This is a genomic window from Nonomuraea maritima (assembly GCF_900100395.1).
Taxonomy (GTDB): domain Bacteria; phylum Actinomycetota; class Actinomycetes; order Streptosporangiales; family Streptosporangiaceae; genus Nonomuraea; species Nonomuraea maritima.
Map to the genome: position 1 here is coordinate 669,912 of NZ_FNFB01000002.1, position 24,354 is coordinate 694,265.

Here is a 24,354-nt window from a genome sequence, read left to right on the forward strand (position 1 = left end):
TTACCGAACTATCGGACCTTGAGCCGCCGGCTCACCCCCGGAGACACCGTCACCCTCTGGGCGAGGGCGAACCCGAACTGAACGAACAGCGCGAACAACACGATCAATACAGAACCACCGACGACGCTCGCGTAATCCTGGGTGGCGAAACCGTCGATGACGTAGCGGCCGAGACCGCCGAGCCCGGTGTAGGCCGCGACCGTGGTCGTGGCCACGACCTGGATGGCCGACAGCCTGCACCCCAGCAGGATCAGCGGCAGCGCGACCGGCACCAGCACCCGCCCGAGCACCTGCCCGCCGCGCAGCCCCATCCCGTACGCGGCGTCACGCAGGTCCGGGTCGACGCCCCTGATGCCCTCGTAGGTGTTCACCAGGATCGGCGGTATCGCGAGCAGCACCAACGGGATGATCACCGGCCAGATCGACGACGCGCCCAGCAGCAGCACGAACATCACCAGCAGGCCCAGCGTGGGCAGCGCCCTGGCCAGGTTCGCCGTCACGACGACGAGCACCTCGCCCCGCCCGGTGTGCCCGATCGCGAGGCCCAGCGGCACCGCGACCAGCGCCGCGAGCACCAGCGCCAGCGCCGAGAACTGCAGGTGCTCCAGCAGGCGGGTGGGGATGCCGTCGGGGCCCGTCCAGTTGGCGGGGTCGCCGAAGAACTGCACGAGCCAGTTCAGGAACGCCTCCACCCAGCTCACGACGTCCCCTTCCTGGCCCGCACCCACGGGGTGAGCAGCCGCTGCGCCAGCACCAGCAGGGCGTCGGCGATCAGCGCCAGGGCGATGATCAGCGCGATGCCGACGATCACCGGCGGCATGAACGGGTTCTGGTAGGCCCGGGTGAACAGCCCGCCGAGACCGCCCTGGCCGATCAGCGCGCCCACGCTCACCAGGCTGATGCTGGAGACCGCGACCACCCGGAGCCCGGCCAGCACCACCGGCGCCGCGAGCGGCAGCTCGACCGCCAGCAGCCGGCGCAGCGGGGTGAAGCCCATCGCCACGGCCGACTGGCGTACGTGGTCGGGCACCGCGTCGAGCCCGTCGACCACGGCGGGGATGAGCACGGCCGCGCCGTAGAAGGCCAGCGGGACGATCACCGTGGTCTGCGACAGCCCGGTCACCGAGATCATCAGCATGAAGACGGGCAGCGACGGGAGCGCGTACACGACGTTCATCAGGCCGGAGGTGGGCTGGTAGAGCCAGCGCCAGCGGGCGCAGGCGAGCCCCAGCGGCAGCGCCACGACGAGCGCGAGCACGATCGGCACGACCGACATCGTGATGTGGTCGGTGAGCAGATTGCGGATGCTGTCGGCCCGGCCGGTGTCCCAGTTGCGCCCGAACCACTCCCACAGCGAGGGAGGACCGTCACCCATCGGCCGCCTCCGCGAGCGCCAGGTCGAGGGCGTTCCGCGTGGCCACGCCGACGACCCTGCCCTGCTCGTCGACGGCCACGGAGCAGCCCGACGGCGACAGCAGCGCCGCGTCCAGCGCCGCGCGCATCGAGTCGCGTCCTGGCACGAACGTCCCGTACGGCTCCAGCTCGCCGGGCCGCGCCGCCGACCGCCAGCCGACCGGGCGGCCCTCGCCGTCGACGACGAGCAGCCACGGCTCCGGTGAGTCGCCCGAGAACCCCTCGGGCGCCGTCAGGTCGGTCCGCAGCCGCAGGCCCGCGGTCGAGACGAACTGCAGCCGCCGGATGCCCCTGTCGTGCCCGAGGAACTCGCGGACGAAGTCGTCGGCCGGCTCGGCGAGCAGCGTCTTCGGCTCGGCCAGCTGGGCCAGCCTGCCGCCCACCCGCAGCACCGCCACCCGGTCGCCCAGCTTGATCGCCTCGTCGATGTCGTGGGTGACGAACACGATGGTCTTGTTCAGCTCGCTCTGCAGCCGGAGCAGCTCGTCCTGCAGGCTCGTCCGCACGATCGGGTCGACCGCGCTGAACGGCTCGTCCATGAGCAGCACGGGCGGGTCGGCGGCCAGCGCCCGTGCCACGCCCACGCGCTGCTGCTGCCCGCCGGAGAGCTGGAACGGGTAGCGCCCGGCGAGCGCCGGGTCGAGCCCCACGCGCTCCAGCAGCTCCATGGCGCGGGTCCTGGCCTTCTTGCGGTCCCAGCCGAGCAGATAGGGGACGGTGGCGACGTTGTCGACGATCTTGCGGTGCGGGAAGAGACCGGCCTGCTGGATGACGTACCCGATGCCACGCCGCAGCGTCGGCGGGTCGATGCCCTGCACCGGCACGCCGTCGAGGAGGATGCGGCCCTCCGACGCGTCGATCATCCGGTTGATCATGCGCAGGGACGTCGTCTTCCCGCAGCCGGACGGCCCCACGAGCACGGTGATCTCGCCGGTGGGCGCCTCGAAGCTGAGGTCGTCCACGGCGACGGTTCCATCTGGGTAGCGTTTGGTGACAGCGTCAAATGTGATCACGCGCGAAACTCTCGCTTAGGGCTGGGTCGCAGGGCCGCGGCCCCCTCGCGCCACGCCCGCCGCCTGATCTCTCGGACCACAGACTACGGCGATCCACTTGCCCATGTCGTAACGGGATCTTCTTAAACGCTTCACTTGACCTGGATGATTTCCCACGAAATCCGCATCCGGTAGTGCGCCGGACCGCTCGGTGTTGGCATGATGACCTCCACGACCCCCCGACGCTTCAGTTCCACCGGCTTCTGACGCGCACCCCTCCCTCAGCGTCCGCACCCAGCAAGAGGATCCGGCCCCGTGACTCAGCCGATCACCGATCAGCGCCCGCGCGCAGAACTGATCGCAGAGCTCTACGACCTGCACGCCGCCAGGCTGTTCGCCTACTGCGCCGACCAGCTCGGCGACCTCGGCACGGCCTCCGACGTCGTGGCGGCCGTGCTCTCGGGCGTTCCGGCGACCGCGCCTCCCCGTGCCGCGCTCTACGCCTTCGCCCGTCGTGAGATCCAGCGGCGCGACGTCGTCCGCGCCCCGTTCGCCGTCGACCCGCTCGACGACCCGGCCACCGCGCTGGTCGAGCGCACCCTGCGGGAGCTGCGCCCCCACCAGCGCGAGGTGCTGGTGCTGTGCGGGGTGTGCGGGCTGAGCACCGACGAGCTCGCGTGGGTGCTGGGCGTCGCCTCCGACACCGCCGACGAGCTCGTGACGGTGGCGGCGCAGCAGTTCCGGCAGTCGCTCGGCGCGGCGCTGGCCTCCTCGGGGGTGCGCCTGTCCGGCTCGATGGCGGACGTCTACGGCGCGCTGGCGGTCGCACCGCTGCCCGACGTGCTGGGCCGCCTGCCCTGGCCGCAGCCGCCAGGCGCGCTGCGCATCCACTTCGCGGGCTCCCGTACGGCCGAGCCCGCGCCGCTGTTCGTCAAGCCGCGCTGGCCGAGCCCGCCGGTGTGGCCACAGCCGCTCGCCGAGTCCGACCCGGCGTCCAGCACCGTGATCTTCCCGGCCGAGCTGCTGACGCCGCCCGCCGAGTCGCAGGTGGCCGAGCACGAGGCGACGACGGCTCCGATGCCGAAATATCAGGAGTCGGCGGGGTTCGGCGGCGACATCCTGGAGTCCCCGGCTCCGCTCCGCGATCCGCTGGGATCCACTCGCGCCTTCCGCCTCCCCAACGATCCGCCCCCGCTGCCCACCCGTCCCACCGGAACCGGCGCCACTGAGGCAGGGGGCACCGGCACCGCCGCGACGGGGGCCGGGCCTGACGTCGCGAGGCCTCAGGGCGCCGGGTTCTTCGCGCCGCGGAAGCCCGCCGCGCGGAAGCCCGCCGCGCCGAAGCCCGCTCCCGGCCAGGGCGAGCGGACGTTCTTCCTCGCGGCGCCCACGGCCGCCGGGGTCGAGCCGTTCGCGACCGGCGACGTGATCCTGCCGAAGGACGCGCCCGACCCGTACATGACCGGTGACGTGCTCGTGCACCAGGGGCTCGCCTCGAACAGGCGCCGCCAGACACCGCCGCCGCTCGACCCCCAGCCGACTCCTGTCGAGTTCCTGCGGCTGCCGTCGCCGAGCGCCGCGCCCGTGCCGGAGAGCCCTGTCGCGAACACCGCCGTCCAGGCGGAAAGCCCCGCCGAGACTGTCCAGCCCACCGAGCCCGTCGAGTCCGTCGAGGTGGTGTCCAGGGACACCGCGCCGCTGTTCCAGCCGCGCGCCAAGCAGGCCGAGGCCACACCCGACGGGCTCGCCCGCGAGTCGGTCCTCGCACCCCGCCCGGTACGTTCCCGCCCGGCCCCCAAGCGCCGCCCGGCGCAGAGCCGCCAGCGCGTCCGCCGCAAGAAGGAACGTCACTACGACTGGGCCTGGGAGACGCTCGGGTTCCTGATCTGCGTGGCGATCGCGATGGCCGTGTTCTTCTCCATGCCGGTCTTCCAGGGGCCGTGACCGGCCTCAGCCGGTCGAGAGGACCAGGCCGCTCGTCGGCACGCCCGTCCCGGCGGTCACCAGGACGTTCGTCACGCCCGCGAGCTGGTTCGCGGCGCTGCCCCTGAGCTGGCGGACGGCCTCGGCAATGCCGTTCATGCCGTGGATGTACGCCTCCCCGAGCTGCCCGCCGTGCGGGTTGACCGGCAGCCGCCCGTCCAGCCCGATGCCCTCGTCGCGGACGAACCCGGGAGCCTCGCCACGCCCGCAGAAGCCGAGTTCCTCCAGCTGGGTCAGGACGAACGGGGTGAAGTGGTCGTACAGGATCGCGGCCTGGACGTCCGCCGGCGACAGGCCCGACATCTCCCAGAGCCGGCGCGCCACGACCGACATCTCCGGCAGACCCGTCATGTCATCGCGGTAGTAGCTCGTCATCATCATCTGGCCCGCCCCCGAGCCCTGCGCGGCGGCCGCGACCACCGCGGGCGGATGGCGCAGGTCGCGGGCCCGCTCGGCGGAGGTCACCACGAGGGCCACCGCCCCGTCGCTCTCCTGGCAGCAGTCGAGCAGGTGCAGCGGCTCGGCGATCCACCGGGACGTCTGGTGCTCCTCCAGCGTGATCGGACGCCCGTGGAACCAGGCGGCCGGGTTCGTGGCCGCGTGGCGGCGCATGGTCACCGCCACCCTCCCGAAGTCCTCGGAGGTGGCGCCGAAGGCATGCATGTAGCGGCGGGCGAACATGGCCACCCAGGCGGCCGGCGTGACCAGCCCGAACGGGACGTGCCAGCTCATCTCCAGCCCCTGCGAGGTGGGCTCACCGCCGAGGCCCGCGTCCGGCCGGCCGAAGCGGCGGCCCGACCGCTCGTTGAACGCCCGGTAGCAGACGACCGTGCGGGCCAGGCCGGTGGCCACCGCCATGGCCGCGTGGGCGACCGTGCCGCAGGCGGCGCCGCCGCCGTACTCGACGCGGGAGAAGAAGGTGAGCTCGCCGACGCCCGTCTCGCGCGCGACGGCGATCTCCTGGTTGGCGTCCTGGCTGTAGGTGACCATCCCGTCGACGTCGGCCGGTGACAGGCCCGCGTCGTCCAGCGCCGCCCACACGGCCTCGGCGGCCAGCCGCAGCTCGGTGCGTCCCGACTGCTTGCTGAACTCCGTGGCTCCCACGCCCGCGATCGCGGCGCGCCCGCTCAGCATCACCCGTCCTCCTCGGGGAGATCGTCAGGGACGCGCAGCGTGACCGTCCCGGTGGCGTGGTCGCCGAGGCTCACCCGGCCGCGCACCCGCACGGTGACGCGCCCGTCCTCGGACGAGGCGACCGCGCCGGAGAAGCTCAGCCGGTCGCCCGCGTACGCCGGCACGCCGAGCCGCACGTCGATGCGCTCGATGACGGCCCGCGGCCCCGCCCAGTCGGTGACGAACCGCTCGACCAGCCCCATCGTGGTGAGGATGTTGAGGAAGATGTCCGCCGACCCCTGGGCGCGGGCGAGCGCCGGGTCGTGGTGGACCGGCGTGAAGTCCCTGGTGGCGAGGGCCGTCGAGACGACCAGGGTGGGGGTGAGGTCGAGCGCGAGCTCCGGCAGCTCCGCGTCGGCCTCGATGCGTACGGGCATCACGCCTCCTCGGGCGTCCACATGGGCAGGACGAGCCGGTCGTCCATGCGCCGGAACGTCACCCGCAGCGGCATCCCGACCTCCAGCTTGTCGATCGGGCAGTCCACGACGTTCCCGACGATCCGTACGCCCTCCTGCAGCTCCACCACGCCCACCGCGAACGGCGTCTCGCGGCCGGGGACCGGCGGATGGTGGTGGACGACGTAGCTGTAGAGGACGCCTCGGCCGGTCGCGACCGTGTGGGTGCGGGCGACCGAGCGGCACACCGGACACATCGGGCCGGGCGGATGGCGCAGCGCGCCGCAGTCGGCGCACGCCTGGATGCGCAGCTCGCCCTGCTCGACGCCGTCCCAGAAGAAGCGGGTGTCCTGGTTGACGGCCGGTCTGAGCGGATACGGGGTGGTGGGTCCCGTCTCGGACGGACGGAACTTCAGGACCCGGAACAGCATCTCGGCGACCGGCGCGCCGTCCTCGGCGTACCAGGTGACGGTCCAGGTCGCGAAGAAGCCGACACCGAGAGCCGTCCGTTTCGGGCCGGCGAGGTCGGTGAACCGGGTGGCCGGGGTGAGCCGTTCCCCGAGCCGGGCGTAGCGGTGGTAGGTCTGCTCGCAGTTGGTCGCCACGACGCCCGTGCAGCCGTGGCGGTCGAGAGCGGCGAGGACGTCGGTCACCGGCGAGCCGTCGTCGGGCCGCTCCCCCGGCCCCGGCATGGTCCACACCTGCGCCATCGCGGGCGGGGCGACGCCGGTCGCGAGGTAGACGGGGTTCGTGTCGCCCATGGCCTGCTGCCAGTGCCGGATCATGGGCGCGTTCACCGGGTCGGGCGCGGGCGCGCCGCGGACCTCGCCGAGGTCCGCCTGCCCGCGCGCCAGCTCGTGCAGCTCTTCAGCGGTCATCTCAGGGTCGGTCATCGGGGCGGCCTCGGCAGGTTGAGCCCGAGCATGGCGATCAGCTCCCGCTGCACCTCGTTCACGCCGCCGCCGAACGTCAGCACCAGGCCGCCCTTGGCCCCGCGGTCGATGCGTTCGACCAGTTCGGCCGTCTCCGGGTCGGCCGGGTCGCCGTACCGGGCGAGGATGTCGCCGACGATCCGGCCGACCTCCTGCATGCGTTCCGAGCCGTAGATCTTCGTGGCGGAGGCGTCGGGGGCGCCCAGCCAGCCGAGGTCCATGTTCGCCGCGACCTGCCAGTTGAGCAGCTCGTTGGTGCGGAAGGCGGCCCACACCCTGGCGAGCGCCCGGCGCACGTCCGGGACGCCGTCCACGCCCGTGCGGCGGGCCCAGGCGAGGAAGCGGTCGTAGGTCTGGCCGAGGTTCCCGGCCGGGCCGAGCGTGACGCGCTCGTGGTTGAGCTGGTTGACGATGAGGTCCCAGCCGCGGTCCACCTCGCCGACCACCATGTCGACCGGGACGCGGACGTCGGAGTAGTAGGTGGCGTTCGTGTGGTGGCGGCCGTCCATGGTCACGATCGGGGTCCAGGAGAAGCCGGGGTCGTCCGTGGAGACGATCATCATGGTGATGCCCTTGTGCTTCTTCGCCGTGGGGTTCGTACGGGCGGCGAGCCAGATGTACTGGGCGTGATGAGCGCCGCTGGTGAAGATCTTCTGGCCGTTGACGACGTAGTGGTCCCCGTCGAGCACCGCGGTCGTCCGCAGGGACGCGAGGTCGGTGCCCGCCTCCGGCTCGCTGTAGCCGATCGCGAAGTGCAGCTCGCCCGCCAGGATGCGCGGCAGGAAGAAGTCCTTCTGCTCGCGCGTGCCGTACTGCATCAGGGTGGGCCCCACGGTCTGCACCGTGATGATCGGGTACGGCACCCCGGCGCGGGCGATCTCGTTGGCGAAGATCTGCTGCTCCAGCGGGCCGTAGCCGCTGCCGCCGTACTCCTTGGGCCAGCCGAGGCCGAGCTTGCCGTCGCGGCCGAGCCGCCGGCAGTGCTCCATGTACGCCTTCCCGAACGGGTCCTCGGCGATCCTCGCGCGTTCGTCGGCGGTCAGGCAGGTCAGGAAGTACTCGCGCAGCTCGTCGCGGAGCCTGCGCTGCTCGGGGGTCAGGTCGATCAGCATCAGACGAGCGCTCCGATCACGTCGAGCTGGGCGTCGGCGCCGCCGAGCAGGTGCGTGAGGAGCCTGCCCTGGGCGAAGTAGCGGTGCAGCGGGTACGTCACGTCGAGCCCGAGCCCGCCGTGCAGGTGCTGGCAGGTGTGCAGCGCGGTCAGTCCCTCGCACACGTGGTACGCGGCCAGGGCCAGGTCGCGTTCGGCGGGCAGCCCCGCCCCGAGCCGCCAGAGGGCCGACCACATGGCGACGTCGAGCGCCCGTCCCGCGATGTAGACGTCGGCGACCTGCATGGTCACCGCCTGGAACTCGGCCAGCGCCCGTCCGAACTGCTTGCGCGTCCTGACGTGGGTCGTGGTGAGCTCGAGGGCTCCGCTGAGCACGCCGGACGCCTGCGCGGCGACCGCCGCGGTGAAGAGCTGGACGGTGTCCTCGACCGCCTCGGGGCCGGCGATCCGCTCGGCGGGGGCGTCCTCGAACACGAGCGAGGCGGCGGGCTCGCCCGTGGAGGCGTACTCGTTCGTCAGGGCCGTCGGCTCCGCCAGGAACAGCCCCTCGTCAGCGGTGACCAGCGTCGCCGGCGCGGTGTCCGGGGGCGGCGGGTGGAGGACGTTCGCCTTGCGGCCGGTCAGCGTCCAGCCGTCGCCCTTCCTGCGGGCGGTCGTCAGGGGCGGGGCGGCGAGTGCCCGGCCGGGCTCGCGCAGCGCGAGGGCGACCCGGTCGGCGCAGCGCCGCTGCATGTCGAGGTCGCCGTGCCGGGCCAACGCCAGCGTGCCTGCCAGGGTCGGCAGGGCCGGCACCACAGCGGCCATGGAGCCGACCTCCCGCAGCACCACGGCCATCTCCACCGGCCCGAGCCCGGCGCCGCCCGCCTCCTCGGGCACGCACACGCTCATCAGCCCGGCCTGCCGGAACCGGTCCTCGCCCCCGTCCTTGGCGAGGACCTCCGCGGCGAGTGTCCTCAGGTCCTGCTGGGTTTCGTCCAGGTCGAAGTCCACGGTGAGATCCCTCCACGACGTGCCCGCGGGTGTGGCGTCCTCCAGCAAGCGCTTGGTGAGCTACCCCGGAAACTAGAACACATACCAATCTCTGTCCAGCAGCAGGCCCCGCCGACAGCGCTCGACATATACCCCTACGCCAGGGACATGGGCTGATTCGCCCTGCTTGTAACCGGCAAGTAACGAGCGGTCCCGGCCAAATATCAGATAACGTGTTCTCATGCGTAGCACGCACGCAGCCGTCGCCCCACCCGCCGGCGACGCCGACGGGGCCGCGGAGAGCCACTCCGCCCAGGGCGGCCAGAGCCTCCGCACCCGCAGCCAGCACCAGCGCCGCAAGCGCATCGTCCAGGCCGCCGCCGCGCTGGCCTCGCGCGGCGGGGTCGAGGCCATGCAGATGCGCACGGTCGCCGAGCGCGCCGGCGTGGCGCTCGGCACGCTCTACCGCTACTTCCCGTCCAAGATGGACCTCGTCGTGGCGGTGGTCGGCGAGGAGCTCGACCTGCTCGAGAGCAGCATCGAACGCCGCCCGCCCGGGGCGGTCACCCCGGCGAGCCGCGCGGTCGACGTGCTCATGCGGGCCACCCGCGGGCTGATGCGCGAGCCCGAGCTGGCCGACGCCCTCATCCGGTCTTTGATCATGGCAGATGTCGAGACCCCGTTCGGCGACCGCATGACGGGGCTGCTGCTGCGCGTCTCGGCCGACGGCCTGACGCTCGAGTCGGCCGGCGAGGAGCAGATCGACCTCGCCGGGTCGCTGTCCAGCGTGTGGGTGCAGGAGCTGCTGGAGATGCTGCGCGGGCGGCGTACGTACGAGCAGATCCAGCGGCGCATCGAGACCGCCGCCGCGCGACTCTTCGCCGATTTCTGACTGTTTTTACCCTTCGCCACCCCCCGAGCAGAACGTCGAGCCACAAGGCTGGGACGCATGACGACGATGAAGGCGATCAGCCAGGACGTTCTGGGCGGCCCCGAGGTCCTGCAGATGGTCGAGATCGACAAGCCGGTGCCCGGCCCCACCGAGGTGCTCGTACGGGTGGAGGCGGCCGGGCTCAACCCGACCGACTGGAAGACCCGGGCGAGCGGCGGGGTACTCGCCTCGGCACCGCCGTTCGTGCTCGGCAAGGACGTCTCGGGGGTGGTCGAGGGCTCCGGCGTGGGCCAGGCACTCCACAAGCCAGGCGACGCGGTGTTCGGCATGCTCCCCCACCACGGGCAGGGCGCCTTCGCCGAGTACGTGACCGCGCCGTCCCGTAACTTCGTCCGCAAGCCCGACTCCATCGACCACGTGCACGCCGCCGCCATCCCGCTCGCCGGGCTGACCGCCTGGCAGTCCCTTGTGGACGTGGCCGGGCTGAGGTCGGGCATGCGGGTGCTCATCCACGCCGCCGCGGGCGGGGTCGGGCATCTCGCGGTGCAGATCGCCAAGGCGCGGGGGGCCTACGTCATCGGCACGGCGAGCGCCGCCAAGCACGGCTTCCTGCGCGAACTCGGCGCCGACGAGCTGGTCGACTACCGCGACCAGGACTTCGCCCACGTCGTCCGCGACGTCGACGTGGTGCTGGAGACGATCGGCGGCGATTACGGGCCGCGTTCGCTGCGGACGCTGCGGCCCGGCGGCACGATCATCTCGCTGGCGCTGAGCCTGATCGACCCCGGTCTGCACGCGCGGGCGGCCGAGCTGGGCATCCGCTCCGAGGCCGTCCTCGTCGAGCCCGACCATGCCGGGTTGCGCGCCCTGGCGGCGCTGGTGGAGGCGGGCGCCCTGCGGGCGGAGGTGGCGGCGACGATGCCGCTGTGGGAGGCCGCCAAGGCCCACGAACTGGGCGAGACCAACCGCACCTCCGGCAAGATCGTCCTCACCGTCCCCCGCTGAGGGGCGGGCTTCGCTCAGAGGGGCCGGCGGGTGAAGGTGAGGGCGCCGTCGAGTTGGGCGGCCAGCTCCAGCTGGTCGTAGTAGATGCGGTGGGCCGCGATGTGGCCGTCCTCGACCGAGGAGAGGCTGCACGCGCGTACGGCGATGGGGCGGCCCGTGGGCTCCAGCACGTCGCCACCGGGCACCAGGTAGGGGCCCTTGTGGGTGCCGGTCAGGGTGTACTCGGCGATGACGGTGTCGTTCGAGACGATCACCGTCTGGGGCGTGCACGCGGAGTCGGGGAAGGAGTCCATGAACTGTCCGTAGTAGCTGGCGATCTGCTCCCGGTTCTCGCCGATGCCGTCGGGGGCGACCACGACCGCCTGAGCGCTGAAGCACAGGGCCAGCTCGATCAGGTCGTGCCGGTTGAACGCCTTGCGGAGCCGGATGAGGGGATCCTGCGGATCTGACATGAACGGTTCCCTTCGCAGCACGAGGAAGCAATGGGCGAAATGTACGGCTTTATGGTGGTTCATCACCATATCGCGCCCCATCCCCGCCCCGACCGCCCAAGCCAGACCCGGCGGCACGCACGATCACCGACACCTCCGGCAACACAGGCGATGCAGGAGATGCAGGAGTTGCACGGCGATGTCCGGCGGCTCCGGCACACGGCTCCGGCCCGCCCCCCACTCCGACCTGCCCCCCACTCCGGGCTTCCCCCTGCCCCAGGGCCGCCCCGCTCCGGACTCCCCCAGGCCCGACCTCAACACCGACTGGGAGCCGGCCGCATCCTGGCGTCCACACTCGCTCTCAGTCGCACCCACTGCCCCCGACCTGATCGTGCACGAGGTGCGCGGGGCGCAGATGGGATCGGGTGCGCGCAGGGTGCCGGTGACCCGGCGCGGATGGGGACCGCGCGGGTGAGGCCCGGGCAGGAGGGAGCTGCGGTGGGGCGCAGGTGGATCAGGTGCCGGCGGGCATCCGGTGCAGGTGCGGGTGCGAGCCGCAGATGCGGGATCGGGATCGGGATCGGCGGGGGCGGCGCACGGCCCGCTGTGCGGGTCAGCGGTTTCTGTCGGTGGTGGCGGCTATACAGGGGGCATGAGCGACAAGCCGACGCGGGAGGAGTTCGTCCGGCTCGCTGATCCCATGCGGCGTGAGCTGCTGGCGCACTGCTACCGGATGCTGGGTTCCGTGCACGACGCCGAGGATCTCGTGCAGGAGACCTACCTGCGCGCGTGGCGGTCCTACGACGGGTTCGAGGGGCGGTCCTCGCTGCGTACCTGGCTCTACCGCATCGCCACCACCGCGTGCCTGACCGCGCTCGACAGCCGGAGCAGGCGACCTCTGCCGGCGGGGCTCGGCGCGCCGAGCCAGGAGGGGAACGCGCCCCTCGTGCAGGACATCGAGGTGCCGTGGCTGGAGCCGATGCCCGACGCGCTGGTGGGCGCGGGCGGCGACGACCCGGCCGCGATCGTCACCGCGCGAGAGAGCATCAGGCTCGCGCTCGTCGCGGCGCTGCAACACCTGCCGCCCCGGCAGCGCGCCGTGCTGGTGCTGCGCGACGTGCTCAGGTGGAAGGCCGCCGAGGTCGCCGAGGCGGTCGGCACGTCCACGGCCGCGGTCAACAGCATCCTGCAGCGCGCCCGGGCCCAGCTGGGCCAGGTAGCGCCGAGCCTCGACGACCCGGTCGAGCCGCTGACGCCCGAGCAGCGGGCACAGCTCGACCGCTACGTCTCCGCGTTCCAGGACTACGACGTCGACGCCCTGGTCGACCTGTTCACCGGCGACGCGGTCTGGGAGATGCCCCCGTACACCGGCTGGTACGAAGGCCCCAAGGCGATCGTCGAGCTCGTCAGGACCAACTGTCCCGCCGAACGGGCGGGCGATCTCAGGCTCTTACCCGTCGCCGCCAACGGGCAGCCCGCCTTCGCGGTGTACTTCCGCGACGAGCCGTTCGCCCTCATGGTGCTGACCTTCTCCGGCGCCCTGATCAGCCATGTGGCGATGTTCTTCGACCTTCGGCTGTTCGAGGCGTTCGGGCTGCCCGCCACGTACGAGGCTTCCGCAATAAAGTAGAACCCGTTACAGTCGCGCCAGAGCATCATTCTGGAGGCGACTGTGGGCACCCCTGTGATCGTCGAGGCCGTACGCACCCCCATCGGCAAGCGCGGCGGCCTGCTGTCCGGGCTCAAGCCGCAACAGGTTCTGGCCACCGCGCTCGACGGGCTCGTGCGGCGCGCCGCGATCGACCCTGCGGCCGTCGACCAGGTCTTCACGGGCTGCGTCACCCAGGCCGGCGAGCAGGGCGGCCACATCGGCCGGCACGCCTGGCTGTACGCCGGGCTGCCGTACACGACCGGGGTGACCACGATCGACGCCCAGTGCGGCTCGTCGCAGCAGGCGGTCCACCTCGCGGCGGCAATGATCGCGGCCGGCGTCATCGAGGTGGGCGTCGGCAGCGGCGTAGAGGTCATGAGCCGGGCGCCGCTCGGCAGCAACGTGCTGCCCGCCCAGCCGCGTCCCGACGACTGGAGCATCGACCTGCCCGACCAGTTCACCGCGGCCGAGCGCATCGCGCGGCGGCGCGGACTGACCAGGGAGCGCCTCGACTGGTTCGGGGCGCGCTCGCAGCAGCTGGCCGCCAAGGCGTGGGCCGATCACCGCTTCGACCGGGAGATCGTGCCGGTGGGCGACGTCCACACCGACCAGGGGTTGCGCGAGACCACCGCGGCGGGCCTGGCCGCGCTGCGGCCGGTGCTGGACGGCGGTCTGCACACCGCGGGCACCTCGTCGCAGATCTCCGACGGCGCGGCGGCCGTGCTGGTGATGAGCGAGACGGCCGCGCGGCGGCACGGGCTGCGGCCCAGGGCGCGAATCCTGGCCCAGGCGCTGGTCGGCGCCGAGCCGTACTACCACCTCGACGGGCCTGTGGACGCGACGGCGAAGGTGCTCACGGCGGCGGGCATGACGATCGGCGACATCGACCGGTTCGAGGTGAACGAAGCGTTCGCCTCGATCGTCCTGTCGTGGGCGAGCGTGCACCAGCCCGACCTCGACCGGGTGAACGTCAACGGCGGCGCGATCGCGCTCGGCCACCCCGTGGGAGCCACCGGCGCGCGGCTGATCACGACGGCCCTGCACGAGCTCGAACGGTCCGACTCGACGACGGCGCTGGTCACGATGTGCGCCGGCGGGGCGCTCGCGACCGCCACGATCCTGGAACGCGTGGGCTGACCGGGAACTCACACACACGATCGGGGAACAGATGAAGTCCAGGCGCAGGCCGTACGCCGAACAGCGGCCGCACGATCTCGGCGGCGGGGTGTGGAGCGTGCCGGTGCCGATCCCCGGCAACCCGCTCGGCTACACGCTCGTGTACGCCGTCGAGTCGCCCCAGGGCCCGGTGCTGGTCGACGCCGGGTGGAACCATCCCGACGCCTGGGACGCGCTCAGCGGCGGCCTGCGGTCGCTCGGCTTCGACGTGTCCTGGGTGCGCGGCGTGGTCGTCACCCATTTCCATCCCGATCACGCCGGGCTCGCCGGGCAGGTCAGGGACGCGTCGGGGGCGTGGATCGCCATGCACGAGAACGACGCCGAGCTGGTCAGGCTGATGAGCGAGTACGCCGCCCGCGACCATGACGACTTCCAGACCGACATGCTGCGCCGGGCCGGGGCCGGCCCCGCCGAGGCGGGCCAGGCCACCGGCGCCCGTCCGGCTCCGCCCGCGACGCCCGACCGGGTGCTGCGCGACGGCGACCTGGTCGACCTGCCGGGACGCAAGCTGCGTGCCGTGCACACCCCTGGCCACACCCCCGGCCACATCTGCCTGCACCTGGAGGACGCCGACCGGCTGTTCACCGGCGACCACGTCCTGCCCGGCATCACCCCGCACATCGGGATCTATCCCTTCGACCGCGACGACGTCGATCCGCTGGGAGACTTCCTCGCGTCGCTGGACAGGATCGGCGAGCTGGGGTCGATCGAGGCTCTCCCCGCACATGAATGGATATTTCAGGATGTGGCGACACGGGCCGCCGAGATCCGCCACCATCACGAGGACAAGCTGGAACACCTGCACGCCCTCCTCGCCGAACGTGCGGAACCGCTGACCATCTGGGAGGCCGCCGCGATGATGACCTGGAACAGACCGTGGGACGACCTGTCCCCCATGCTGCGCGGCATGGCGGCCGGCGAGGCCGCCGCCCACCTGCGCGCCCTGGAGGCCGCGGGCCGCGTGGGCCGCCTCGCGGGCGTCGATCCGGTACGCTTCCACGCCCTAGACTCCTAGACATCCGATGTCTAGGGAGAGAATCGTGGCGGTCACCGACGCGGCCATCGACAAGATCAAGCAGATGATCGTATCCGGCGAGCTGGCCCCCGGCGACCGGCTGCCGAAGGAGGCCGACCTCGCCGAACGGCTCGGGCTGTCACGCAACTCGCTGCGCGAGGCCGTCCGCGCCCTGTCGCTGATCAACGTGCTCGACGTGCGTCAGGGCGACGGCACGTACGTCACGAGCCTCGAGCCTGGGCTGCTGCTCGACACCATGTCCTTCGTCCTCGACCTGCACCGCGACGACACGGTGCTGCAGTTCTTCGAGGTGCGCCGCATCCTCGAGCCGGCCGCCACGGCCATCGCCACCGAGCTGATGACCGAGGCCGACATCGACGAGCTCCGGGTGATCCTCGAGTCGCTGCCGGCCAAGCCCACGGTCGAGGAGCTCGTGGCCAACGACCTGCAGTTCCACCACCGCATCGCGCAGGGGTCGGGCAACAGCGTGCTCTGCTCGTTCGTCGAGAGCCTGTCGGGGCCGACCACCCGGGCCCGGATCTGGCGGGGGCTCACCGAGGAGGGCGCCATCGACAAGACCCGCGAGCAGCACACCGCGATCTACGAGGCCATCGCGGCCCGCCAGCCCGACGTGGCGCGCTCCTGGGCCACCGTGCACGTCGCCGGCGTCGAGGCGTGGCTGCGTCAGGCGCTGGAACTCGACTGATCGGACGACAGCCGGGCAGAACCGATGCTGTGTCCGACAAACTCGCCCGATATCGGAGCAAGCGCGACGCGAACCGTACCCCTGAGCCCGTCCCCGACGTGCCCGCCTCCACCCCCGGCGGCGACGCGTTCGTCATCCAGGAGCACCACGCGCGGTCGCTGCACTGGGACCTGCGCCTCGAGCGCGACGGCGTCCTGGTCTCCTGGGCCGTGCCGAAGGGCCTGCCGGCCGACCCGGCGACCAACCACCTCGCCGTGCACACCGAGGACCACCCGATGGAGTACCTCACCTTCCACGGCGAGATCCCCTCGGGTGAGTACGGCGGCGGCACGATGACCGTCTGGGACACCGGCACGTACGAGACGGAGAAATGGTCGGAGCGCGAGGTCAAGATCGTCCTGCACGGGCGGCGGGCCTCCGGCCGGTTCGTGCTCTTCCGGACGCGCGGCGACAACTGGATGATCCATCGGATGGGTCCGGCGGTCCGCGACCCGCTGCCCTCGGTGGCGCCCATGCTGCCCGTCGAGCGGGCCCGCCCGCCGAAGGACGCCGCCGCGTACGCCTTCGAGTTCGCGTGGGGCGGACGGCGACTGCTCGTCCCCGTCGAGGGCGGCCGGACGGAGGCCGCGGGCGAGCACCCGTGGCTGCGGGAGCTCGCCGAGTCGTTCGGCAGCAGGACCGCCGTGCTGGACGGTGAGCTCGCCACCCTGGGCGGCGCGGAGCTCCTCGTCCTCTCCGACCTGCTCTACGACGACGGCCGATCGCTGGTCGAGGAGCCGTACACGGTGCGGCGGGCGGCACTGGAGGCGCTCGACCTGACCGGCCCCCACTGGCAGACGGCCCCGTCGTGGCCCGGCGACCCGGGGCCGGTGCGGCAGGCGGCCCGCGAACAGGGCCTGCCCGGGATGCTCGCCAAACGCCTCGACTCCCCGTACGAACCCGGCCCGTCCGAGGCGTGGCTCTTCATCCCGTCCTGACCGACCGATCCACCACACTGGAGGCGGCCGATTCTCCACAACTGGTGCGACCAGCGCACCACATCCCTGTGTCATGCCGGGGCTATGGCCGAGACACCGACAGGCGAATTCCTCCCTCGGCCGCACGCAGACCCTCCCTTTCGGGGAGCGGATGCGGGCCATCCCGGTCAGCGCGTCGTGGGAGGTCGGGTGAGGGCCGTCACGAGGGCAGCAGGCTCTCCGACTCCAGGTCGGCCCACAGGGCGTCGGGGACGGAGCGCGACCACAGAGCCGCGTTCGCCTGGATCTCCTGCGGCGCGCGGGCGCCGACCACGATCGTGGCGACGGCCGGGTGCCGCAGCGGGAAGGCCAGCGCCGCCTGGGGCAGCGTCACCCCGTGGCGGTCGCAGACCTGGGCGATCCGCCGCGCCCGCGCCACCAGCGGCGTCGGCGCGGGCTGGTAGTTGTACGTGCCCGCCGGCTCAGGCGTCGACAGGATGCCGCTGTTGAACACCCCGGCCGCGAGCACCCGGACACCGCGTTCCGCGCACGCGTCGAGCAGCGGCAGGCCCGACTGGTCGAGCAGCGTGTAGCGGCCCGCGAGCATGACCACGTCGATGCTGGTCTCACGGACGAACCGCAGCGGCGCCTCCCACTGGTTCATGCCGACCCCGATCGCCTGCACCACACCCTGGTCGCGCAGCTCGGCCAGCGCCGGGTACGCCTCCTCGACGGCCTGGTCGACGTGGTCGTCGGGGTCGTGGATGAGCGCGACGTGCACGGCCGGCAGCCCGAGCCGTACGAGGGAGTCCTCCAGCGACCTGCGCACGCCGTCGCGCGAGAAGTCCCACTGCCGGCGGTGGGCGGCGGGCACGTCGAAGCCCTCGTCGTCGCGCCCGTCGCCGGGCGGCGCCGGCGTCAGCAGGCGGCCGACCTTCGTGGACAGCACATAACCGGAGCGCCCGGCCAGCGCGGCGCCCAGCCGGCGTTCCGACAGGCCGAGCCCGTAGTGGGGCGCGGTGTCGTACAGCCGCACCCCGCTCTCCCAGGCGGCGTCGACGGTCGCGCGGGCCTGCTCCTCGGGCACGGCCTCGAAGAGATTGCCGAGCGGCGCGCCGCCCAGCCCGTGACGGGGCAGATCGATCACGCGGCACCTCCATGCCGGCCGTCGACGTCCATGATGGGGTGTCCCTTCGTCAGTGGGACGGCCGGAGCCGCAGCCCCTGCATGCCGCCGTCTACGGCGAGCGCGGTCCCGGTCGTGGCACCGGCTTCCGGGCCGGCCAGATAGGCGATCGCCGCAGCGACCTCCTCGGCGTTCACCAGGCGGCCCATCGGCTGCCTGGCGTTCAGCGCCGCGCGTTCCGCCTCTGGGTCGTCGGCGGCGTCCAGCAGCCTGCCCACCCACGGCGTGTCGGCGGTGCCCGGGTTGACGCAGTTGACCCGGATGCCTTCTCTGATGTGGTCCGCCGCCATCGCGAGGGTGAGGGACTGCACCGCACCCTTGGTGGCGCTGTAGAGCGCCCGCTGCGGCAGCCCGGCGGTCGCCGCGATCGAGCAGGTGTTGACGATCGAGGCGTGCTGCGACTTCCTCAGGTACGGCAGCGCCGCACGCGCGACCCGCACCATGCCGACCACGTTGACGTCGAACACCTGGTGCCACTCGCTGTCCGGGTTGTCCTCGACGGTGCCCTGCGCGCCGACGCCCGCGTTGTTGACAAGCACGTCGATCCCGCCCAGCCGCTCGGCGGCCTCGGCCACCGCGCCGCGCACCCCGGCGTCGTCGGTGACGTCGCACGTGATCCCGATGAACGGCTCGCCGGGCGGGACGAGGTCGAGGCAGGCGACCTTCATGCCGCGCGCGGCGAGCGCCCGCGCGGCCGCGAGACCGATGCCGGAGCCGCCGCCGGTCACGATCGCCTTCAGTTCCCCCGACATGTGTTCCTCCAAGAGTTCGGTTGATCGATGCGCCCGGTCACACGTTCCTCCAGACCTCGCCGTCGGGGAAGACGTGGGCGGCGATCGACCCGGCGTGCATCCGCGCGCTGAAGCCGGGCGCGGACGGGGCCACGTAGCGGCCGTCGCGGATGACGACCGGGTCGGCGAAGTGCTCGTGCAGGTGGTCGACGTACTCGATGACGCGGCCCTCCATGGAGCCCGTGACCGCCACGTAGTCGAACATCGACAGGTGCTGCACCAGCTCGCACAGCCCGACGCCGCCCGCGTGCGGACACACCGGCACCCCGAACTTGGCGGCGAGCAGCAGGATCGCGAGGTTCTCGTTCACGCCGCCGACGCGGGCGGCGTCGATCTGCACGTACGAGACCGCGCCGGCCTGCAGCAGCTGCTTGAACACGATGCGGTTCTGGACGTGCTCGCCGGTCGCCACCCTGACGGGCGCGATGCCGCGGGCGATGGCGGCGTGGCCGAGCACGTCGTCGGGGCTCGTGGGTTCCTCGACCCAGTACGGGTCGTACTCGCGCAGCGCGTCGACCCACTCGATCGCCGAGCCGACGTCCCAGCGCTGGTTGGCGTCGATGGCGATCGGGAAGCCCTCACCGCAGACCTCGCGGGCCACGCGCAGGCGCCGCCGGTCGTCGTCGAGGTCGGCGCCGACCTTGAGCTTGATCTGCTTGAAGCCCTGCTCCAGTGCCTCCGAGCAGAGCCGCCGCAGCTTCTCGTCGTCGTAGCCGAGCCAGCCGGGCGAGGTGGTGTAGGCCGGGTAGCCGTGCTCGATCAGGTGGCTGATCCGCTCGGCCTTGCCGTCCGCCTGGCCGCGCAGGATCTCGAGGGCCTCGTCCTTCGTGAGCGCGTCGCTGAGGTAGCGGAAGTCGATGAGCTCGACGATCTCCTCGGGGGTCATCTCGGCCAGCAGCCGCCACAGCGGCTTGCCCTCCCGCTTGGCCTTCAGGTCCCACAGCGCGTTGACCACGGCGGAGATCGCCATGTGCATGACGCCCTTCTCCGGGCCCAGCCAGCGCAGCTGCGAGTCGTTGACCAGCTCGTGGTAGAGCGCGCCGAGGTCCTCGACGTCGCGGCCCAGCACGTACGGCTCCAGCGCGCTGATGGCCGCCGTCTGGACGTCGTTGCCGCGCCCGATCGTGAACGCGAACCCGTGGCCCTCGTGGCCGTCGTCGGTCTTCAGCACGAGATAGGCGGCCGAATAGTCGGGGTCGGGGTTCATCGCGTCGGAACCGTCGAGGTCACGAGAGGTCGGGAACCGTACGTCGTAGGTCTCGAACCCGACGATCCGGTACGCGCTCATGCCTGTCCCACTTCCTGGCGCTGACGGCCCAGCCCGCCGATCTCGAGCTCGACGACGTCACCGGCCCGGAGGTACGGCTGTCCGGGGATGCCCATGGCCACGCCGGCCGGGGTGCCGGTGTTGATGAGGTCGCCCGGCTCCAGGACCATGAACTGGCTCAGGTAGCGCACGACCTCGGCCACGTCGAAGATCATGTCCTTGGTGGAGCCGTCCTGGCGCTGCTCGCCGTTGACCCACAGCCGCAGCGGCAGGTCCTGCGGGTCGCCGATCTCGTCGGGCGTCACCAGCCACGGGCCGAGTGGGTTGAACGTCTCGCACGACTTGCCCTTGTCCCACTGGCCGCCGCGCTCCAGCTGGAACTCCCGCTCGGAGACGTCGTTGGCGACCGCGTACCCGGCGATGACGCCGAGCGCCTCCTCGCGGCTGCCGAGGTAACGCGCCTGCTTGCCGATGACGACGGCGAGCTCGACCTCCCAGTCGGTCTTCACGCTGCCACGGGGGACGAGGACCTCGTCGTACGGGCCGACGAGCGTGTTGCTCGCCTTCATGAACACGACCGGCTCGGCAGGCACCTCGGCGCCGGACTCGGCGGCGTGGTCGCGGTAGTTGAGCCCGATGCAGACGATCTTCCCAGGACGGGCGATCGGGGCGCCGACGCGCAGCCCTTCGGCGTCGACCACGGGAAGAGCGCCGTGTTCGAGCGCGTCGCGCACCCGCTCGACTCCTCCGGAGGCGAGGAAAGCGCCGTCGATCTCGGGTTCCCCGATGTCGCGCAGGTTACCGGCGGCGTCCATCACCACCGGCCGCTCGTGTCCGACAGGTCCTACTCGCAGCAGCTTCACACCGCATCCTTCACGTATACATCGGATGTCTCAGTCTGATGCTCGTGGGAGGAACCGGGCATGTCAAGCCGCATCGAGGCCGAAAGGTCGGATCCATCGCCCTGATCGACGTACCGGTGACCGTGTCCCGCCGTACGTCGCGGGCCTCTGGAAGACATCGGATCACCGCCCGAGCCGGCGGGCGTCCTTGACGGGCGTACAGCGACGTAATAGAACACGTTTCAGTATGCTTGGGTCAAGCGCTTGATCAAGAGGTGAGCCGCGTGCACATCGACCTCGTCGACCAGGACACCTACGCGACCGGAGGACCACCCCACGACCAACTCGCCTGGCTGCGCACGCACTCCCCTGTCCACCGCCACCCCGGAGAGCCCGACTTCTGGGCCGTGACCCGCTACGAGGACGTCGTCCACGTCTCGCGGCACTCCGAGCTGTTCTCCTCCGCCCGCAGGCTCGCCCTCTTCGACGAGGTCGCCGAGGAGCAGCTCGCCCTGCAGCGGCTCATGATGCTCAACCAGGACCCGCCGGAGCACACGAGGCGGCGTTCGCTGGTCAACCGGGGCTTCACCCCTCGCGCCATCAACGCCCTCGAACAGCACATCCGCGACATCTGCGACGACCTGCTCGACAAGCTGAGCGGCGAGGTCGACTTCGTCACCGAGGTCGCCGCGCCCCTGCCGCTGTACGTCATCTGTGAACTGCTCGGCGCGCCGGTGTCCGACCGCGACAAGCTGTTCACCTGGTCGAACCGCATGATCGGCAGCCAGGACTCCGACTACGCCGCCACCCCCGAGGAGGGGTCGGGGGCCGCGATGGAGGTCTACGCGTACGCCAACGAGCTGGCCGCCAAGCGCCGCGCCAACCCGCGCAACGACATCGTCACCAAGCTCCTCCAGCCGGACGAGAACGGCGAGACCCTCGACGAGAACGAATTCGACCTGTTCGTCCTGCTGCTCGTGGTGGCCGGCAACGAGACGACCCGCAACGCGGCGTCCGGCGGGATGCTCGCCCTCTTCGAGCACCCCGACCAGTGGGACCGGCTGGTCGCCGACCCGGCCAAGGCGGCGACGGCCGCCGACGAGATCGTCCGGTGGGTCTCCCCCGTCAACCTGTTCCGCCGCACGTCGACGCGTGACCAGGTGCTCGGCGGCCAGGAGATCAAGGCGAACGACAAGGTCGTGGTGTTCTACTCCTCCGCCAACCGCGACCCGTCCGTCTTCCCGGACGCCGACGTCTTCGACATCGGACGCAACCCGAACCCGCACATCGGCTTCGGCGGCGGCGGGGCGCACTTCTGCCTCGGCAACCACCTCGCCAAGCTCGAACTCCGCGTCCTGTTCGAACAGCTCGCTCGCCGCTACCCCCGCCTCCACCAGACAGGCGAGGCCCGCCGCCTCCGCTCCAACTTCATCAACGGCATCAAAGAACTCCCCGTGACCATCACCTGACCTGACCCCGCAAGTCAGGCAGAGCGAACGCAGAAGGGGTGTCCGGCCTGGCCGGCGTACACGCGAGATCCCGGCCGAGTGGAGGCGACGACCTCGCCGGCCGGTCGCAGCCGTCGGCCGCCGGCATCGAGCACCCGCTCGTCCGCGGTCGCCGCGTCGTCCGTGGCAGCCACGGAGCGGCGCAACGGATCTGGGACGCCGCGGAGAACAGGACGTTTCGCTGGTCGCCGTCCGTAAGGTGCTCGGCCGGCCTACGCAGGCACGCCGTAGATCTCCGGGAACTCGCGCATGATCACTGACACCGTCTGGTCGGGCGTCATTTGCGTGCTGTCGATGGCGAGGTAGCGGTAACCGTCCTGATCGGCCGCGATCGTCGTGTCGACAGCGTCGAACTGGTCCACCTTGTCGCGCCACTCCTGCGTGGTCCGCTTGGCGCGGGTGAGGCGCCGGTGCCGGCGTTCGTTCGGGTCCACCAGCAACTGGACCATGAACACCTCCTCCACCTCGGGTACGAGCTCCCGGAAGCGCAGGAAGTCATCGCGTGTCCGGAAGAAACTCCCGGTGATGACGTTCTCGAAGCCCGCAGACCAGTAGTTGCGGACGAGCACGGCGACGTTGCTCCGCAGCAGTCGCCAGAACGCGTCGTCGAAGCGACAGGGGTTGACCTGGCCCAGGTCTTCGGCATCGACCCGTGCGCCGCTCGGGGTGTGCGGCAACAGAGCACGAATGATCGTCGTCTTACCCGAGCCCTCCTGCCCGCAGACAAGCAGCAACCGACGAGTGGCACGGCGGTCCGAATCCTGGCTTCGATCAGAAGAATGCATGACGTGCCACCCTGCCACAAAGCCTCAACAGCTTGAAACAGCCCTGCCCACGGCAAACACCACACCACGGGACACACCTCAACAGAGGGCCCAAGAGCCTCGCTGTGGGGCCACTTCGCGGCCCTGCCGTCCCCCGGCCCACCGCCCTCCGGCTGCCACCGGGGACCCGCCTCAGCTACCGCATGGTCTTCGGCACGCTGCCGCAGGGAGCTTTGCTCGGGAGGGGCGCCGGTTCGCGGGTTCGGCCGCCAAGGGCCAGGTCACGTCCACCGTGCTCGGCGTCAACCAATCGCGCGAAGAGTGCCGCCGGGCCGGCGAAGGCGCTCCATGGCCTGCGCCGTCGTCTCGTCGGCGGGCAGGAGGACGACCAGCTCCTGCGCGTCGGTGCGCGGCAGCTCCAGTCGTTCGCGCTGCCACCGCAGCTCGTGCGCAGTGGGATGGTCGAGCCGAAGTGGGACTTGCGGTGGGGGTAGGTGGCGATTGAGCCGCCGGGTGAACTCCTGTCCGGCGAGGGGGGCGAGTTCGGCCTTGAACCACTCGGAGCTCTCCGCGGACGGTCCGAGCCACAGGTCGAACGCCTGTTCGTCGGCCACCTGATCCCAGTCGGGGAAAAACGTCCGGGCCCGCGGGTCGGTGAACACATAACGGGTCAGGTTCGGCTCCCGGGTCTCCAGCAGCCCGCTCCCGCGCATGACCAACTCGAACCCGCTGGTGTGCGCGAGCACGTCACCCAGGCGGTTGGTGACGAACGCGACCGCGGGCTCGAGGAGCTGGAGGGTCGCCAGGACGGTGGAGCGAACGTGGCGGCTGGGCGGCGCCGGCCGCTGATGGCCTGCACAGGCTCCGCCGGTGATCTTGGCGAGGTAGCGCAGGTGGTCGCGTTCCGCGGCATCCAGGCTCAGGGCGTCGGCGAGAGCGCTGACCACGGCCGGGGACGGATTGCGGTCTCGTCCCTGCTCGATCCGAGTGAGGTACTCGACGCTGATCCCCGCGCGCGTAGCCAGGTCTGAGCGGCGCAGCCCCGGGGAGCGTCGACGGCCGTGGTCGGGAAGCCCGAACGACTCCGGTTGGATGCTGTCACGCTTGGCACGGACGAAGTCGCCCAGTGGCGTACCCATGGTCGGGAGTCTAACGACGGAGCCGGTGCGCTCGAATACCGCAGGGTGGCCCTGCGAA

The 24,354-nt window shown here is 71.5% G+C and carries 24 protein-coding genes; 9 read left to right on the forward strand and 15 right to left on the reverse strand.

The features are described 5' to 3' along the window. Window positions 1–8: 8 nt before the first annotated feature. Genes BLR04_RS06735 through BLR04_RS06745 form a run of 3 tightly spaced genes read right to left on the reverse strand, consistent with a single transcriptional unit; the run spans window position 9 to window position 2,426 of the window. Entirely contained in the window at window positions 9–701 is a 693-nt protein-coding gene (locus BLR04_RS06735) for an ABC transporter permease (protein WP_176902969.1), read from the reverse strand. Continuing rightward, a complete protein-coding gene (locus BLR04_RS06740; RefSeq protein ID WP_090760614.1) occupies window positions 698–1,375 on the reverse strand; it encodes an ABC transporter permease in 678 nt (225 codons plus the stop codon). The genes BLR04_RS06735 and BLR04_RS06740 overlap by 4 nt, the downstream gene beginning before the upstream one ends. Continuing rightward, window positions 1,368–2,426: an ABC transporter ATP-binding protein gene (locus BLR04_RS06745; RefSeq protein WP_090760616.1), complete on the reverse strand. Its 1,059-nt coding sequence runs from the start codon at window positions 2,424–2,426 to the stop codon at window positions 1,368–1,370. The genes BLR04_RS06740 and BLR04_RS06745 overlap by 8 nt, the downstream gene beginning before the upstream one ends. A gap of 294 nt (window positions 2,427–2,720) precedes the next feature. On the opposite strand from BLR04_RS06745, the gene BLR04_RS06750 reads away from it, so the two are divergent. Beyond that, window positions 2,721–4,349, forward strand: a complete 1,629-nt coding sequence (locus BLR04_RS06750) for a sigma-70 family RNA polymerase sigma factor (protein ID WP_090760618.1) — start codon at window positions 2,721–2,723, stop codon at window positions 4,347–4,349. Window positions 4,350–4,355: 6 nt separating this feature from the next. Here BLR04_RS06750 and BLR04_RS06755 read toward each other — a convergent pair whose 3' ends face one another. From BLR04_RS06755 to BLR04_RS06775, 5 genes are read right to left on the reverse strand one after another with little or no spacing between them, the layout of a single operon-like run. Then, entirely contained in the window at window positions 4,356–5,522 is a 1,167-nt protein-coding gene (locus BLR04_RS06755) for a lipid-transfer protein (RefSeq protein WP_090760620.1), read from the reverse strand. Continuing rightward, window positions 5,522–5,938 carry a MaoC/PaaZ C-terminal domain-containing protein gene (locus BLR04_RS06760; RefSeq protein ID WP_090760622.1) on the reverse strand — a complete coding sequence of 139 codons (417 nt, stop codon included), beginning with the start codon at window positions 5,936–5,938 and terminating at the stop codon, window positions 5,522–5,524. Before BLR04_RS06760 ends, BLR04_RS06755 begins: the two co-directional genes overlap by 1 nt. Next, the gene (locus BLR04_RS06765; RefSeq protein WP_245740058.1) at window positions 5,938–6,849 is read right to left on the reverse strand and encodes a bifunctional MaoC family dehydratase N-terminal/OB-fold nucleic acid binding domain-containing protein; all 912 of its coding nucleotides are present in this window, start codon (window positions 6,847–6,849) and stop codon (window positions 5,938–5,940) included. The genes BLR04_RS06760 and BLR04_RS06765 overlap by 1 nt, the downstream gene beginning before the upstream one ends. Then, window positions 6,846–8,000, reverse strand: a complete 1,155-nt coding sequence (locus tag BLR04_RS06770; RefSeq protein WP_090760624.1) for an acyl-CoA dehydrogenase family protein — start codon at window positions 7,998–8,000, stop codon at window positions 6,846–6,848. Before BLR04_RS06770 ends, BLR04_RS06765 begins: the two co-directional genes overlap by 4 nt. Further along, window positions 8,000–8,989 (reverse strand): acyl-CoA dehydrogenase family protein, encoded by a 990-nt coding sequence (locus BLR04_RS06775; protein ID WP_090760626.1) that lies wholly within the window; start codon window positions 8,987–8,989, stop codon window positions 8,000–8,002. Before BLR04_RS06775 ends, BLR04_RS06770 begins: the two co-directional genes overlap by 1 nt. Before the next feature lie 220 nt (window positions 8,990–9,209). On the opposite strand from BLR04_RS06775, the gene BLR04_RS06780 reads away from it, so the two are divergent. Continuing rightward, on the forward strand, window positions 9,210–9,860 hold the full coding sequence (locus BLR04_RS06780) for a TetR family transcriptional regulator (protein ID WP_090760628.1): 651 nt from the start codon (window positions 9,210–9,212) through the stop codon (window positions 9,858–9,860). A 66-nt stretch (window positions 9,861–9,926) separates the two neighbouring features. Continuing rightward, a complete protein-coding gene (locus BLR04_RS06785) occupies window positions 9,927–10,865 on the forward strand; it encodes an NADP-dependent oxidoreductase (RefSeq protein ID WP_090760630.1) in 939 nt (312 codons plus the stop codon). A gap of 14 nt (window positions 10,866–10,879) precedes the next feature. Here BLR04_RS06785 and BLR04_RS06790 read toward each other — a convergent pair whose 3' ends face one another. Beyond that, window positions 10,880–11,317: an ester cyclase gene (locus BLR04_RS06790; RefSeq protein WP_176902971.1), complete on the reverse strand. Its 438-nt coding sequence runs from the start codon at window positions 11,315–11,317 to the stop codon at window positions 10,880–10,882. A 631-nt stretch (window positions 11,318–11,948) separates the two neighbouring features. On the opposite strand from BLR04_RS06790, the gene BLR04_RS06795 reads away from it, so the two are divergent. From BLR04_RS06795 to BLR04_RS06815, 5 genes are read left to right on the forward strand one after another with little or no spacing between them, the layout of a single operon-like run. Further along, window positions 11,949–12,926 carry a sigma-70 family RNA polymerase sigma factor gene (locus BLR04_RS06795; RefSeq protein ID WP_090760634.1) on the forward strand — a complete coding sequence of 326 codons (978 nt, stop codon included), beginning with the start codon at window positions 11,949–11,951 and terminating at the stop codon, window positions 12,924–12,926. Window positions 12,927–12,968: 42 nt separating this feature from the next. Beyond that, window positions 12,969–14,084, forward strand: a complete 1,116-nt coding sequence (locus BLR04_RS06800; RefSeq protein WP_090760636.1) for a steroid 3-ketoacyl-CoA thiolase — start codon at window positions 12,969–12,971, stop codon at window positions 14,082–14,084. A 31-nt stretch (window positions 14,085–14,115) separates the two neighbouring features. After that, window positions 14,116–15,138 (forward strand): MBL fold metallo-hydrolase, encoded by a 1,023-nt coding sequence (locus tag BLR04_RS06805; protein ID WP_090760638.1) that lies wholly within the window; start codon window positions 14,116–14,118, stop codon window positions 15,136–15,138. 25 nt (window positions 15,139–15,163) lie between these two features. Next, complete coding sequence (locus BLR04_RS06810; protein ID WP_090760640.1) at window positions 15,164–15,844, forward strand: FadR/GntR family transcriptional regulator; 681 nt, start codon at window positions 15,164–15,166, stop codon at window positions 15,842–15,844. A gap of 29 nt (window positions 15,845–15,873) precedes the next feature. Beyond that, window positions 15,874–16,821, forward strand: a complete 948-nt coding sequence (locus tag BLR04_RS06815; RefSeq protein ID WP_090760642.1) for a DNA polymerase ligase N-terminal domain-containing protein — start codon at window positions 15,874–15,876, stop codon at window positions 16,819–16,821. Between the two features lie 199 nt (window positions 16,822–17,020). Here the strand turns inward: BLR04_RS06815 and BLR04_RS06820 are convergent, their stop codons facing one another. The 4 genes from BLR04_RS06820 to BLR04_RS06835 are packed head-to-tail and all read right to left on the reverse strand — an operon-like array spanning window position 17,021 to window position 20,906. Continuing rightward, entirely contained in the window at window positions 17,021–17,947 is a 927-nt protein-coding gene (locus tag BLR04_RS06820) for an aldo/keto reductase (protein ID WP_090760645.1), read from the reverse strand. Window positions 17,948–17,996: 49 nt separating this feature from the next. Continuing rightward, window positions 17,997–18,737: an SDR family NAD(P)-dependent oxidoreductase gene (locus tag BLR04_RS06825; protein ID WP_090760647.1), complete on the reverse strand. Its 741-nt coding sequence runs from the start codon at window positions 18,735–18,737 to the stop codon at window positions 17,997–17,999. 37 nt (window positions 18,738–18,774) lie between these two features. Beyond that, on the reverse strand, window positions 18,775–20,064 hold the full coding sequence (locus BLR04_RS06830) for an enolase C-terminal domain-like protein (protein ID WP_090760649.1): 1,290 nt from the start codon (window positions 20,062–20,064) through the stop codon (window positions 18,775–18,777). Then, entirely contained in the window at window positions 20,061–20,906 is an 846-nt protein-coding gene (locus tag BLR04_RS06835; RefSeq protein WP_176902972.1) for a fumarylacetoacetate hydrolase family protein, read from the reverse strand. The genes BLR04_RS06830 and BLR04_RS06835 overlap by 4 nt, the downstream gene beginning before the upstream one ends. Window positions 20,907–21,169: 263 nt before the next feature. Here BLR04_RS06835 and BLR04_RS06840 point away from each other — a divergent pair, with 263 nt between their 5' ends. After that, window positions 21,170–22,354: a cytochrome P450 gene (locus BLR04_RS06840; RefSeq protein ID WP_176902973.1), complete on the forward strand. Its 1,185-nt coding sequence runs from the start codon at window positions 21,170–21,172 to the stop codon at window positions 22,352–22,354. Between the two features lie 251 nt (window positions 22,355–22,605). On the opposite strand, the gene BLR04_RS06845 is transcribed toward BLR04_RS06840, so the two are convergent. Beyond that, window positions 22,606–23,178, reverse strand: a complete 573-nt coding sequence (locus tag BLR04_RS06845) for an ATP-binding protein (protein ID WP_143021974.1) — start codon at window positions 23,176–23,178, stop codon at window positions 22,606–22,608. Window positions 23,179–23,459: 281 nt separating this feature from the next. After that, the gene (locus BLR04_RS06850; RefSeq protein ID WP_090760656.1) at window positions 23,460–24,296 is read right to left on the reverse strand and encodes a helix-turn-helix domain-containing protein; all 837 of its coding nucleotides are present in this window, start codon (window positions 24,294–24,296) and stop codon (window positions 23,460–23,462) included. Window positions 24,297–24,354: the final 58 nt, after the last annotated feature.

Bases quoted from the DNA above. Each gene is read 5' to 3' on its own strand.
- BLR04_RS06740 (WP_090760614.1), bottom strand. From the start codon at position 1,375: ATGGGTGACGGTCCTCCCTCGCTGTGGGAGTGGTTCGGGCGCAACTGG.
- BLR04_RS06770 (WP_090760624.1), bottom strand. From the start codon at position 8,000: ATGCTGATCGACCTGACCCCCGAGCAGCGCAGGCTCCGCGACGAGCTG.
- BLR04_RS06785 (WP_090760630.1), top strand. From the start codon at position 9,927: ATGAAGGCGATCAGCCAGGACGTTCTGGGCGGCCCCGAGGTCCTGCAG.
- BLR04_RS06780 (WP_090760628.1), top strand. From the start codon at position 9,210: ATGCGTAGCACGCACGCAGCCGTCGCCCCACCCGCCGGCGACGCCGAC.
- BLR04_RS06765 (WP_245740058.1), bottom strand. From the start codon at position 6,849: ATGACCGACCCTGAGATGACCGCTGAAGAGCTGCACGAGCTGGCGCGC.
- BLR04_RS06805 (WP_090760638.1), top strand. From the start codon at position 14,116: ATGAAGTCCAGGCGCAGGCCGTACGCCGAACAGCGGCCGCACGATCTC.
- BLR04_RS06845 (WP_143021974.1), bottom strand. From the start codon at position 23,178: ATGCATTCTTCTGATCGAAGCCAGGATTCGGACCGCCGTGCCACTCGT.
- BLR04_RS06825 (WP_090760647.1), bottom strand. From the start codon at position 18,737: ATGTCGGGGGAACTGAAGGCGATCGTGACCGGCGGCGGCTCCGGCATC.
- BLR04_RS06755 (WP_090760620.1), bottom strand. From the start codon at position 5,522: ATGCTGAGCGGGCGCGCCGCGATCGCGGGCGTGGGAGCCACGGAGTTC.
- BLR04_RS06795 (WP_090760634.1), top strand. From the start codon at position 11,949: ATGAGCGACAAGCCGACGCGGGAGGAGTTCGTCCGGCTCGCTGATCCC.
- BLR04_RS06790 (WP_176902971.1), bottom strand. From the start codon at position 11,317: ATGTCAGATCCGCAGGATCCCCTCATCCGGCTCCGCAAGGCGTTCAAC.
- BLR04_RS06850 (WP_090760656.1), bottom strand. From the start codon at position 24,296: ATGGGTACGCCACTGGGCGACTTCGTCCGTGCCAAGCGTGACAGCATC.
- BLR04_RS06760 (WP_090760622.1), bottom strand. From the start codon at position 5,938: ATGCCCGTACGCATCGAGGCCGACGCGGAGCTGCCGGAGCTCGCGCTC.
- BLR04_RS06830 (WP_090760649.1), bottom strand. From the start codon at position 20,064: ATGAGCGCGTACCGGATCGTCGGGTTCGAGACCTACGACGTACGGTTC.